This window comes from Pseudomonas serbica (assembly GCF_028823535.1).
Classification (GTDB): Bacteria; Pseudomonadota; Gammaproteobacteria; order Pseudomonadales; family Pseudomonadaceae; genus Aquipseudomonas; species Aquipseudomonas serbica.
In genome coordinates this window covers 891361-903840 of sequence record NZ_JAQIYM010000090.1, presented here as the reverse complement: position 1 = coordinate 903840, position 12480 = coordinate 891361, and the positions used below count along the sequence as shown (strand labels likewise).

12 protein-coding genes are annotated in these 12480 nt (G+C 55.5%); 1 reads left to right on the top strand and 11 read right to left on the bottom strand.

Annotated features, from left to right (window positions below; all coding sequences use genetic code 11):
• Nucleotides 1-278: 278 nt before the first annotated feature.
• The 11 genes from NQL71_RS35735 to NQL71_RS35685 form a co-directional block, all read right to left on the bottom strand.
• Complete coding sequence (locus NQL71_RS35735) at nt 279-1229, bottom strand: hypothetical protein (RefSeq protein WP_274644335.1); 951 nt, start codon at nt 1227-1229, stop codon at nt 279-281.
• Nucleotides 1229-2014 carry a hypothetical protein gene (locus NQL71_RS35730; RefSeq protein WP_274644334.1) on the bottom strand — a complete coding sequence of 262 codons (786 nt, stop codon included), beginning with the start codon at nt 2012-2014 and terminating at the stop codon, nt 1229-1231. Before NQL71_RS35730 ends, NQL71_RS35735 begins: the two co-directional genes overlap by 1 nt.
• Before the next feature lie 146 nt (nt 2015-2160).
• A complete protein-coding gene (locus NQL71_RS35725; protein ID WP_274644333.1) occupies nt 2161-2460 on the bottom strand; it encodes a hypothetical protein in 300 nt (99 codons plus the stop codon).
• 33 nt (nt 2461-2493) lie between these two features.
• Nucleotides 2494-3039 (bottom strand): hypothetical protein, encoded by a 546-nt coding sequence (locus tag NQL71_RS35720; RefSeq protein WP_274644332.1) that lies wholly within the window; start codon nt 3037-3039, stop codon nt 2494-2496.
• A gap of 194 nt (nt 3040-3233) precedes the next feature.
• Nucleotides 3234-4667: a hypothetical protein gene (locus NQL71_RS35715; RefSeq protein ID WP_274644331.1), complete on the bottom strand. Its 1434-nt coding sequence runs from the start codon at nt 4665-4667 to the stop codon at nt 3234-3236.
• A complete protein-coding gene (locus NQL71_RS35710) occupies nt 4664-6160 on the bottom strand; it encodes a DUF6384 family protein (RefSeq protein WP_274644330.1) in 1497 nt (498 codons plus the stop codon). The genes NQL71_RS35715 and NQL71_RS35710 overlap by 4 nt, the downstream gene beginning before the upstream one ends.
• A gap of 14 nt (nt 6161-6174) precedes the next feature.
• Nucleotides 6175-7350, bottom strand: a complete 1176-nt coding sequence (locus tag NQL71_RS35705) for a hypothetical protein (protein ID WP_274644329.1) — start codon at nt 7348-7350, stop codon at nt 6175-6177.
• A 184-nt stretch (nt 7351-7534) separates the two neighbouring features.
• Nucleotides 7535-7975 (bottom strand): hypothetical protein, encoded by a 441-nt coding sequence (locus NQL71_RS35700; RefSeq protein WP_274644328.1) that lies wholly within the window; start codon nt 7973-7975, stop codon nt 7535-7537.
• 203 nt (nt 7976-8178) lie between these two features.
• Entirely contained in the window at nt 8179-9063 is an 885-nt protein-coding gene (locus tag NQL71_RS35695; protein WP_274644327.1) for a Sir2 family NAD-dependent protein deacetylase, read from the bottom strand.
• Between the two features lie 10 nt (nt 9064-9073).
• Complete coding sequence (locus tag NQL71_RS35690) at nt 9074-9601, bottom strand: exonuclease domain-containing protein (RefSeq protein WP_274644326.1); 528 nt, start codon at nt 9599-9601, stop codon at nt 9074-9076.
• Nucleotides 9598-10593 (bottom strand): SIR2 family NAD-dependent protein deacylase, encoded by a 996-nt coding sequence (locus NQL71_RS35685; RefSeq protein WP_274644325.1) that lies wholly within the window; start codon nt 10591-10593, stop codon nt 9598-9600. The genes NQL71_RS35690 and NQL71_RS35685 overlap by 4 nt, the downstream gene beginning before the upstream one ends.
• Nucleotides 10594-10841: 248 nt before the next feature.
• On the opposite strand from NQL71_RS35685, the gene NQL71_RS35680 reads away from it, so the two are divergent.
• On the top strand, nt 10842-12479 hold the full coding sequence (locus NQL71_RS35680) for a pilus assembly FimT family protein (RefSeq protein ID WP_274644324.1): 1638 nt from the start codon (nt 10842-10844) through the stop codon (nt 12477-12479).
• The last annotated feature ends 1 nt before the right edge of the window (nt 12480 follow it).

The following is a 12480-nucleotide window of genomic DNA, read 5'->3' as shown; positions in this document are numbered from 1 at the left end:
CATCGGCCCGGACACAATGCTGAGGATACTGATCGACCTCAGCATCAGTAAGCTCAACCACGCGGCTTACCGTCCAAGAGCGTTTGTAACGCGAGGAAGAAAAGCTAACCCGATGGCGATGCTGCTCAGCCAGCAGCCCATTGCGGTAAATCAGATTCGGGCGATTGAACTGCATATGATTCCACCATCGGTTGGGAACAAAAAGGCCGGGGTCGCCCCTGGATTTCTGACAGGCCCTGTGAGCCACCAGAACGGGCGACGAAGTGCCCCGCTACTCGTCACTCACTCTGATCGTCATTCGGGCTTGTATCGTGGCCCAGGCTGCGCAGAATCGCATGAAGAGGACTGCCCAGCTTCAGTTGTCCGAGGCGCTCATTTAGATCCGCTTCGAACTGCTGCTGGGCAACCTGCCCCTCTTTCATCCCGGCAGCCTTTACGATGGCAGCGATCTCACCAGCAACCTCCCGGTAAAAGCTGTGGGCCTGCTCAGCTGCAGTGACCAGCTCGGCGTACTCGGACTTTTTCGACGCCCCCTGCTTAACCAGCTGAACCAGAGCCGCTAGCTTGGTGCTCATTGGCTTCGCTGCCTGCTTGATATCTTGTGCCAGATCACGTTGATTGGACTTTGCGTGGGTCAATTGTGGTGCGTCATCCGCCCATTGACCTGTCCTGGACATGCCGCACGGCGTGAAAATGCCTTTGTTGCCACGGATAAACATGCAGTACTGCTCAACCGACATGATCAACTCGATCAGGCTGATGTTCCCACCCGACATGAAAGGTTCCGAATCGACATCAATGGTAATTTGACCAGAAGTAAATCCAATGGATTTGCAGTGGTGACCCAGGCTCGCAGAGCCGACCAATAAAGCATCTGCGCCGGAGGGTGAACCAACTTTGATACCGCCGAAAGAACTGTGTTTGAGCCCTAGGCCGGTCTTTTTATCCAGCACGGTTTCCAGCGTACGGGTTTTCCCCTCGGCGCTGGCCGATGGATGAGCAAGCCCCTGGAGCACTTTGATCTTCACCGCGTTCCTCGGATCGCTCTGAAGCAGCCTGACGACCTGAGCCTCATCCAAGAAACTGGTGAATGCTTGTTTTTTCTCAGGATCGTATTTGGATGCCTTGGCAAACGACGCAAACATAGCCTGCGCCTGCGGCTGCAGAAAGGCGACTTCTTCATCCGTGAGCCCCAGTTGTCTACGAGTGACGTACGATGAGTGGCGCATTATTTAACCTCCTGCAATTGGTGAGCGCGAATGAGTGCCTCGATCTCAAGGCGTTGTGCACTGGTCACCGTCTCAGCGTACTCAGCAATCGCGCCTACGCTATGACAGAGGTTGGAGACGAAGGTCGAGGGAAAGTCGAGAATACGACTGAGCTTCTCGATCTCTGAGGCCGGCAGCTTCCCGCCCTTGGTTTGCCGCTCTTGCAAGGATTCAATCAGGCCAACGAGTGTGCGATTCCTGGCTTCGATCTCGCGGTCTACTTGGTCACCGAGGGTACGCGCAGAAGCCTCAAAAAAGTCTGGGATCGCCGCCTCGATCAGCCATCCTTGCAGTGATTCGATGTTCATCGGCTGCGATTGACCACCGGTGCTGGCCAGCAAGCTGTTGAAGGACTGCTCACTCACCGTAAAACGGCCAACCTCGGCATAGGGCTCATAGCGGATGACGCCATCGAGGTCGATCACTGCATCAGCCTGGGACACCGCCAGGGTGTAGGTCACCAGCGAGTTGATCTTGTTGGCGAACAGCCGGCGCGGTTCTGTCAGAATGTCGTGGCGCACTTCAATCACGGCAATGGTCGGATGGCGTACTCGGGTGCTGCCGTTTGGCTCAACCCTTTCGAAATACGAGGCGCGGATCGCGTCCTCTTCCATCTGGATTTTAGCCAGGATCGACGCCCGGATGCTTTCATCACCCGAAGAGGCCATCGCCACTTCTCGATAAAGCTCAAGCGAGGCCAGACGGTCGTTGATGTGCACCAGATTTTTCGGCGTGATGTAGGTCATCGAAATTCTCCCTGTCATGACACCATTTTAAGGCATATTGATATCAAGTCAATATTTGATCATTGTTTTATCCGGGTTTACTGGCCGCCAGAAAAGAAAAACACGCCATGAGGCGTGTTTTCAAGTCCAACTATTGCGTGTATTTATCACAGAATCTCAAGCAAATAGTCTTCGGTCAGATCACAGAACCCACGCGGCCAATCACTCAACAGGCCATCGGCATTTGAATGAAACACCTTGCCCTGAAACTTGAAGGTGACCAACGTATGGTCAACGACCCCGCGCTTTATCAACACCCTGAACGCGTCCAGAATCATGGCTTGGGAAAACTTGATCTCGTGCATGACCCCCTGTTCGTTCGCACGCTGCACGAAGCTCTCTGCCGTTTCCATGGTTTTTACGTCAGGAACGCAGATCCCGTCCTGGTGGTATTCGAGTGTCAGCATTTAAATCTCCAGAGGTGATCAGTTTTTTTCAACTTAATCGACGGACTCCATCGTCCAGCCAGCCGGAAGATCGAAACTCACCATGCTCGGCCAATTTCTGGCATCCGGATCGATGGGCTGCAACTGTGGTTTAGCCGTGAGCATCGTGCTTTTTAGCAAGGTTCCAGGGCCACGCACACTCCCCATTTCTTGGTGTTTTAGCACTCTTACCCGCTGCAGGGCCAAATGTTCCTTCAGCGATTGCTTGGAAACAGGCGCGTCGGCGGGGTCAGTCCACGTCAAGAGCAACCATTGCGGGAACAGCTCAAACGGAGACCAACCGGTACTTTCCTGGATCAGACGGCGGTCAAAGTCGACGGTGAGTTCGCCGTAGATAGGGCTTTCCATCCGCCCGTCTAACGGCTCCAGCATCTCATCCCACGGCGTCCCTTCGATCCATAACAGGTCTGGCGAGCCACCGCTGTAAAGACCGAAGCGGATGTCGAGAAAGACATTCCCGCAACTCTTCATCCCGGCCCAATACTGCGTTTGACCTTGCGAAATGATGATCAGGTTCACGTCGTTGAGAGAGGCACTCATGGCGTGGTCACCGTTGCGCCAGCGGTGTTGAAATGCGCGAAGATACCTGACATAGAGCCCTCTTCTAATCGTTGGGTTCGGCAAGAGCGCAACTGCCGAAATGGTATCCCAGCTTAAAACAATGTGATTAAATTGTCACAGACGTGAAAAAGCCGGCCCTGGGGCCGGCTCCTGTAGCTACACGCCGCTAGCGATCAGAACGTCTCGCCGTTGCTGTAAGAGCTGTTGTTGTCGCTGATGGAGTCAGAGTTCTTGTAGGTGCTCTCGGAACTGCTGATGCTGTCATTGTTTCTGTAGCGGCGATTGTCATCATCGCCACCACTGGCAGCGTAGCCGCTGCTGTAGCCACTGCTCGTTGGCGGCGTGTACGACGGCTCCGGCGCACGTTCACGGATCACCTCGGACTGGGTTTCCAGCTGACGGCCCAGCATCGACTGTTCGATTTGCCCGATCATGTAGCCATCAACCAGGCTTTGCAGGTTGAAGTTGCTGTTGTAGATCCGCTTGGAGCTGTCCAGGCCCTGGTCATCGCAGTATTCCTGCAGGCTGGAAGCGCGCTTGTAGCGATACGCCGCGTTCTCGTGGCGATTCTGCATCGCGGCGATTTCACCACGCAGACGGGTTCCGCTTTCGTACAGAGAGCGGTACGACGACAGTGCCAGTTCGTCTTCACGATTGTCCGTCTCACCGGTCAATCGATCCAGAGTCTGCAGGCTCATCCCGTCCATCGCCTTGCCAATAACAGCCAGGATCTGCTTGTACGCCTGATCACCACAGGTTGTGTGCAAATCAACAGCTTCACGCACGGCCTTGAGGGCGTCCTGACGCTCTTTCAGGCGTTTTTCAGCCGACTCCAGGCGAACTTCAGCTTGATTTTGACCGGATGACTCTTCGATCTGATCAACGATTTCCTGGATCTTGTACTGAACAGTTTCAAGCTGCTGCCGAGCGAGCGTCAGTGCTTCATTGGCCCTGACTGGCAGCTCATAGAGGAACTTGAAGTTCTGCTGAGCCTGGGTGTAATTGATGCGCTGGGCCAGCCAGTTGTCGAAGCCACGGAACAGCCACTTGCTTGTGCTGTTCTCGGTACCGTACTGGATATTGTGCAGGTGCATGAAGAACCGGTCTTCACGATATGCTTTCGATTTCTCGACGCATTCGTTCGTGATGTTTTCGAGCAGTTCTTCTTTTTCGTTGACCGCGTTAGACAACTCACCGATTTGACCACGCAGGTCTTTCAGCCCCTCATGGGACTCCAAATCTTTTCTGAGTTGAGCCTCACGCGATGCGAGTGTTTGGTGGGCAGTGCGCAAGGCTACATCGGCCTGCTCTACAGCCTCCTCCGCCGTGCCAACCTCAGCCTTAGCCGCCTCGAACCCGGCTTTACGCTCGCTCAGCAAGGTGGCCACTTCTTGGGTGATCGGGTGCAGGCGAGTATTGCCAGCGATCAGGGTCTGCAAGTGAACGCGAGCCATGACGCCGAGTTGGGCTGCCATTTTCTCTTCGGTCTGGGCGAGCTGGGTTTGTCCGCTCTTGAGCGAGTTCTTCGCCGTCCGCTCTTCCAGCGCCGCTTGTTCAACCAGCGACTCCAGGCGTTCCTTGACTACCGTTCCGTTTACTTTGCTCATTTGCCACCCCAGCTGGTGATCGTGCCGTTGAGAACCGAGCGGTCATAGGTCAGGGCGTAATCACCTGGAGCCTTATGGCCGAAATCGCGTTTCTCAACGAATCCATTCTGTACTTTGCTTTTCTTGATCTCGTCGTAGGTCTCACGAGAGACCTCCTGAGCCCAGGACTCAACAACACTCGAAGTCTTGGTTTCCCAGTTGTACACCTCGCGAGGCACAACACGTCCCGACGCATCCACCGATTCCAGGATCACGTAGTTGCGCTTAGGGCCGTCGGCACAGACATTGGTGGTTCCGGCCACATTCTGGCAACGATCACCAACGCCCGATTGCTTACCTTTCCCGTCGACCACACGAACGGTCAGATCCATTCCCACGTACTGCCACAAGGCACGCATCGCGGTGGAGGCCTGGCGATAATTACCTTCATTACCGTCTTCGGCGGCTTGGCGGGCCTGGGATGCCAACAGGTTAAACTTGCGCTGCCCTTCCGAATCCTTGAAACCACTCGAGAATTCACTGGTGAGCGCCGAAACACCGTTGACCAGTGCCTGGGCCTTGGAGCGTTTGGTCAATGTAACTTTCAGCTCAGCCAGCGACTTGGTCGATTCTGCCGCTTCGCCGGCAATCAAAGCCGAACGCGCCGCTGCCTGGCGCAGTTGTACCTGAGGGTCGGTTGCGTAGGCCTGATAGGCCTGGGTCGACATCAGGTCGCTCAGGGCCTTGTCGGCTGCCCACAGCGATTCAAGGCTTTGACGACTTTTGATCAGTGCGTTGATGTCCTTCTGCAACGATTCCTGCAGCGGGCCCAGCTTGACCGACAGCTCATTAAGCTGCGCCTGGTAGACGTCATAGTTCTTTTTCACGGCGTCGAGCGTTGGCTTTTCAGTACCGTCGTCCATCACCGCCACCATGCTGTACAGCTTGGTGCTGACGTTTTCCAACTGATTACGGAACTGCGCCAGGGTCGCCTGGGTCACGTCCACCGCCCAGGTCGGCTGGTCATTCTTGACCGAAACCAACCAGGCATTTTGATCGTCGATGAAGCGTTTGATCTTCGCCGAATTGCTGCCGTACTGCTGACGCTGTTCAGTGATGCTGGTCAGCAGATTGCTGTAACGACCCGCTTCCAGACGGCTTGTGGCTGTCGAGACAGTCAAGCCAATCGCGAGAGCGGCGATAAGGCCGATCCCGATGCTCCGGGCGTTGTCGTTAACAGTCAGGTAAGCCTTGGCCACAGATTTGGCCAGGGCTCCACCCGAGAAACCTTTGTAGGTGAAGCGGTCGCGTTCCAACAACGCCACACCCGCTTCGATCATTTCAGGGGTGACGTCAGTCACGCCCTGCCGTGCGTAATAGTCAGTCAACAGCCCAGCGAGTTCCTTTCGCTTGGCGTCGACATTCAGAAAGCTCTGGATGGCCATGTTGTCCTGACGGAACTGATCGATCAGTACCGTGGCATCCAGGGCTGCGCGTGTTTGCAAGATCGACATGGCCGCTCCTTCGCTTAGGCGACTTTGGACAGGGATTCAGCGAAGCGACGCTTGCCGTCTTCGGCAATGCGAGCAACTTCCTGCGCGTTGTCGGTAGCTTCTTTACGCAGGTCGCTGATCAGCTGCACGCTCGACTCCTGGAAGCCCACCACCGCATCAACCAATTCTTTCATTGCACTGGCCTGGATGGTCGAACCGTAACCAGCCCTGATACCGGCTTCCAGTGATTTGTTGCCCAGGCTTGCCAGGTCGCGCAGGCTGTCGTTAACGCCTTGGTTCATCGCGTTGATGGTGCGAGTACCTTCAACCAGGCCGGCGTTGGCCGTGGTGGCGGCAGAGATACCGGTGAAGACGATTTCGTTGGTAGCAAAAAACGCAACGGTTTGATCGTACAGACGGCTCTTGACCTTGTTGGTCTGCGCCAGACGAGCAAACACGAACTCGGAGGCGTTGTAGCCGGTGCTGAGCTGGTCAGCCATGTCCTTGGACACCTGGTATTTATCATCCACGGCAGTGAGCTCACGAACTTTTTCGTCGCGGGCCAGTTCCAGGGACGAAAGTTGTGCCGGAGTCGTACCTTCAGCAGGAGTGTTCACGGCTTCTTGCGCAGCAGCCAGGGCAGCCTTGGCTTCTTCAAGTTTGATTGCGGCGTTGGCCAGCAGGATCTGCGCTTCGCTTTCGGCGGCCTTCATCGCAAAGCGATAGTCACCGTAGGCATCGATCACACGGCGTTCGCGGTCGATCTGATCACCCATGGAGCGGGACACGTCGATGTACAGCGACTTGATCTTGTCGAAGCGTTTCGGGATCGAACCACGCGACACGTTCATCCAGCCGTTCTGGCAACGCTCGATCAGGGAAATCGAGCCACGCTCGCTGATCATCAGCTGGCGCTTGGAATCGACACGGATCGAGTTGAAGTTCGTGCTGATGCCTTCATAACGCTCAGCGATTTCCATGCCGGCGATCTGGTTACGGGCCATTTCGTTGAACGTGCCCTGACGCGCCAGCACCGACGAGATGGTCAGCGCCTGATCTTCACCGAACTCGGCGATCTTGGCGATCAGTGCCGACACCGGCAAATCTTCCTTGTTCGATTTCAAGCCCAGGTCGTTCAACACGACCATGGCTTTGTCCAGGTACTTACGCGCCGGGTTAATCGTGGTGGTGTTCATCACAGCAACGGTCATAATTTTCACTCGTCTTGGGCTCAGGCCACGAGGGCTGAGGAACTGTTTGGTGAGCTAAGTATACCTAGTATTGCCATGCTGTCAATTTACTACATTCGTTCTTTTCGCCTTTATTTAAAGGCCAGCAGCGCTTACGCGCAGAGGTATCGACTTCTCTCTTATGCCCGCCCCTACTCCATCTCGGTTATCCCGCTTTGGTGCTTCCGGACTGAAGGTACGGCATGGTGTTCCTTAGCCAATCTCCGAGATAACTAAGGTCAGACAGACTCCAGATCACGTTCTCGCGGATCTCGGCCCAGACTGTTGGGCATTCACCTCGGGCCTGGTCGCTTGCGGTCGGTGGGAAGCCCGCTGGCATCTTCAGGTGGGCGCGACCCTTAGCAATCGCGGTGATCTCTTCGATCACTTCGGCCTGGGTATGACGGGTGGTGTCGAAGGCCGCGTAGATAGGCGTCCCCTCCACAGTCGCCCGGATGAAGTGCAGGCGGCTGACCGGCGCCGGCTTGCGTAACACGCGACGCTGCCAGAAGCTGCGATGGTCTTCCGGGTTGTTGAGTTCGCACATGCGGGTCAGGAATGTCTCGAACGCTCCGCGCTCAAACTCGGCGGCTCCCATATAGTGCATGCGGAAGACCTCGCCGAACCGCAAGGTATCGAGGCACTCGACCTTGGGATTGAGCGGGATCAATCGTTGGACGTACCGAAACTTGCGAACTTTTTTCAAGGCAACCTCGTCGACCGGGGAACGATAACGAGCCTGTAGAGCCAGGCCCGCCGTGGCGCGAGATCATATCGTCACGCCCATCCGCCGACAACGATTAAAGACCATCAATTGTCATGCTTGGTGGCCACGCCCTCTCCTGCTATCCAGGCGCCTAACGATGCGGAATCAAAGGGATTAGGAAGGCTCTTATGCCCCTCGGCGCCCGACTTCTGAGCCTTTAAGAAGACTGCCAGCCCCGGCAGAACGCTATCCGGTGAGCCCTGGATGCACTGAATCTTGGTAATCGATTCCAGATCCAGGTCGGATTTCATGAATCGCGAGTTGAACGCGCTGGCCTGCGGATCAATGTAGAGCACCTGTCCGCCAGCAGAAAGCGTCGCTTCAACGAAGTTCAAAATGTAGCTGTAGCTGATGGACGCACCGCAGATTACCAACACATCACTGACCCCGGCCTGCGCCAACGCCCTATCGTATTCATAGACGGATATGCCTTCCTTCATCCAGTCCACGTCCGGGCGGATATCGTTGTGTCGATTCAGACACCGGTAAATCGCATTTCCCTCTTTCAGTCGGGGAGGTAGCGTCATCTGCGCCGAATAATCCTGGCTGAACGTCGACTTGCACGTAGCGCAGTAGTAATCATCGGCACGCCCGTGCAGGGTGATGCGCCAGTGCACACCAGGTCGTGCTTTAAAAGAGATCTCATCATGGTTTTGCGTCACCTCCACAAACTCGGTGCACAGCTCGGCAATGTCACGAATCGCATCGTGCGCCGGGCCCGGTAGTGCTGCATCCAGTTTTCGGCAGTAGTCGCGCCAATAGCTCCAGAACACGTCCGGATCCTTTTCGAGCAACTTAGCGTTGATTACCTGCTCGATCCGCCCACCAGTGGGCATTTCCGTAGACGTGTAGCGGCCCAACGCAGGGTCGTACACCGACAGGCCACAGGATTCGTTGATCCCGGCACCCGTGACCATCATGATCTTCATGCGCAGAATCTCAATCGCAAGGTTGGTTATTTTCAGACATCGCTTTCAGGTAATCGAACCAAGCCGTGCGTATGTCAAACGCATCCTGCAGAGCGCGGTGGGCCACAGGCAGCTTTTTGAACCGCCCGAAAATCACATGATGATCCTCAGGGATTCGGTCATACAGAACGCCCACAGTGAACTTTGGATCAATTTCAGCAGCCACGCTTAGGACGGCCATCCAGAACCTGTCGTAAGCGGAATCCGCCCAGAGGACTTTCCCGGCATAACGCTCATTGAGATGTTTGAACACCTCAACAGCCTCCATGCCGTCCTCAAGACGCTCGCGAATGATTCCGTGAACGTCCTGGGCGTCAGCACTCCACGACGTCCAGCCGGTAGCAGGCTTGATCAGGGTTTCGAACCGGCTTCCGTCGCACCCGACAATGCCGATTTCAATGGGATAGCTGTCCCCCAAAAGGCCAGAGGCCTCGAAGTCGAGGAAAAAGTGCTCCTGGTTCAACCAGAAATCGAAGAATTCAGCCGGCAATTGCGTCATGGAGACCTCTGGAATAGGTAACTCAACACTTTTGCAAAGAGCCCTGTCGGGACAGCATCAAGAACCTGGCCTATGTCTAGATCCCCCCGATCTTCGGCAACAGGAGTGGGGTCAATTGGCTCAGCGGATTCTTCCTGCCTGATCGACACGACCCATTCGGCCAGGGCGTCAGGGTCTATCTTTCCATTGAGTTCTGGCCGCGCCTTCTGACCTTTGAGGAACTCGAGCAACGACGGCAGCACGTCATCAGCCTTCCTGCGGATATTGATGATGCACTCTTCGATGCGCAAATCCGGGTTGAGCAGATGGAACATCGGGTTGTACTGCCCTGCCATTGGGTCAATGTACAAGATTTCCGCGCCGCTCACCGCCGCATTGCCGACCATCTCGATCAGGTAAGGGAACTGCAGGGTGGTGCCAGAAATCACCAGCAGATCAGGGCGGGTACGGGCGTAGGACATGGCGCGGCCCAGGGCGTCCTCGTTGAGAAGCTCCTCGAACATGACCACGCTCGGCCTGATCACTGGCGCCTCGTAAAAATCCACGAGGTCTTTCGGGCGGCAGCGGTAGCAACGCGGAGGAATGGGCATGTCAGCTGTCAGGATCAGCCCATGTTCAGCCCTGCACTCGGTGCAATGGTGCTTGTGATAGGTGCCATGCAGTTCGATTAACTGGCTCGCGGGCAAGCCGGCGTCATGCGACAGGCCATCGACGTTCTGCGTAGCTTCGAGGAATTCATCAGCCACCTTGGAAATTTCAACAATGGCGTGGTGCGCCGGCGAAGGGAGCGCTGACTGCAACGCGACGCTGAACTCTAACCAGTATTTCCAGACCAGTGCCGGGTCGCTTTTTAGCGTTCTCGGCGTCAGCAGCCGCTCGATGGGCATACCGACTTGTTCCTCGATCTCGGTGTAGCGACCATCCTTGCCCCGGTAGGTGCTCAGACCAGCGCCGGTACTGATACCTGCGCCCGTAATCATCATCACTTTCATCAACTAAATCCCCGCCGACCGTCATCACTGCGCAAGGGTATGATAGTGCCAGCTTCAACTATTAAAAGCCAGAAAGCCTCTGGCTCTATTGTCTATGATTTTCATACAAACTTGGACAAATATGATTGGCTTAAATTGTCTTTGAAATGGCATACCAAAGTGCAATACTACTAAGCATGTATTAAATGGTTCCATTGTTGAACGACCAGCCCGCTAGAGGCACTAACCAAGAGTCGTGGGGATGTTAGATGCGTGCTCAACGAGGCGTTACGTTAATTGAGTTGATTTTGGTGGTCGGTCTTCTGGCCATGATCACTATTCTCAATTTTTACGAGAAACAGGCTGACTTGGAGCAGGCCCGCGCCCGCATTGTTGGCAGTCTGATTTTCCAATACAACAACGCAGTGCGAAACGCCTTAGCGCAAAATATTCCGGCCTCCTCGGTCACCTATTTGGGCAGCAGTTGGTTGAAAAGCAGCGCCTGTGGCGGGATGCTCACACCAGGCACAGAGTATTTGCCCTGCGATTTCCCACTGGCCACCGCTGCCAACCCGGTGCCTTTCGGAAGGCTATCGTTCACGACGACAGTGGCCGTCTCAGGCACCCCACCGAATCGAAAATTCACCGCGACCACAAGCACATCGGCCTTTTCCGTGGGTGAACCCGGAGCAGGATTGAAAGTGCGTGCCGACTTGTCCGGGCTCGCTGTTTTAGCTGCTGCCTCTGCCATCGGAACAGGCGTTCAGGCCAGCGCGGGCGGAGTCTCACCAGTTGCGGCAACCTCCGACTCAAGCTACGCCTCTAGCCCCGTGACGGGTGTTATTACCTTTGTCAGCAGCAACAATGCCTCAAACGACGTCTGGCTCCGCACGGACGGCAGCAACAGCATGCACAAGACCCTCAACTTTGATAGTGGGGTCTTTGCAGACCGACAAATCACGGGTGCTTCACGAATTCAAAACCTGGCCGGACAAGCCCTCTTCCTGGGCTCTGGCAGCGGCATGACGGCGGTGACCGCAGCAGGAGTCGTGGTAGATAGCAACGCTGAGATCATGGGCAGCTTCCGAGTCCGCAATAATGTGCAGGTGGACGGCGACACTGGCGTTCTTGGCAACATCTGGACAAGTGGTGTTGTCAGCGCAACCGGCAACGTAGCGTCAAGCGCTAACGTGACTGCCGCAGGGGCCGTTGTCGGCCAATATTTTTCGGATGGTAATGACGGAAACTATTACGTAGATCCTAATGGCGGCAGCCAAATGAACACGGTCTATGCAAATACTTATGTGGATCGGAACGACCCAAACTATTACGTAGATCCGAACGGCACAAGCCGCCAGAATGCGGTGCTCGCGAACACCTCGTACGCCTCCGTGTTTTATGACATCAACAACACCGGGTACTACGTCCAACCTGCGAACACCAGCCGGTTAAACGCGGTGCAATCTAACGTTGAGTACTCAGGGGTGTTCTATGACATCAACAACACCGGTTTCTACCTGCAGCCGTCGGGGGCCAACCGCCTGAATGGTATTTGGTCAAACGGCCTGATCAACTACGGCAGTATCGAAGTCGGCCAATTTATCCAGCTCGATGCGGTGTCAAACGAAGGATGGGGTTGTGCACCCAGCGGCATGCTCAGCCGGACAGCCGACGGTTCTTCGCTCTCATGCGTAAACGGCATATGGCGGAAAGCAGGGGGCAGCGCACCAACCTGTTACCACTACACCATTCCTGGTTATGCCGCCTACGACGTAACTGTCTGGGCCTGCCCTGCCGGCATGACCAAAATGGGCTGGGACTCAACGGGTGAAAACTGGCGTACCGGTTCAGACGGCACCATCATTGGTCAAAACGACTACGCCGTCGTCTTCTGCTGTCAATTTTAGC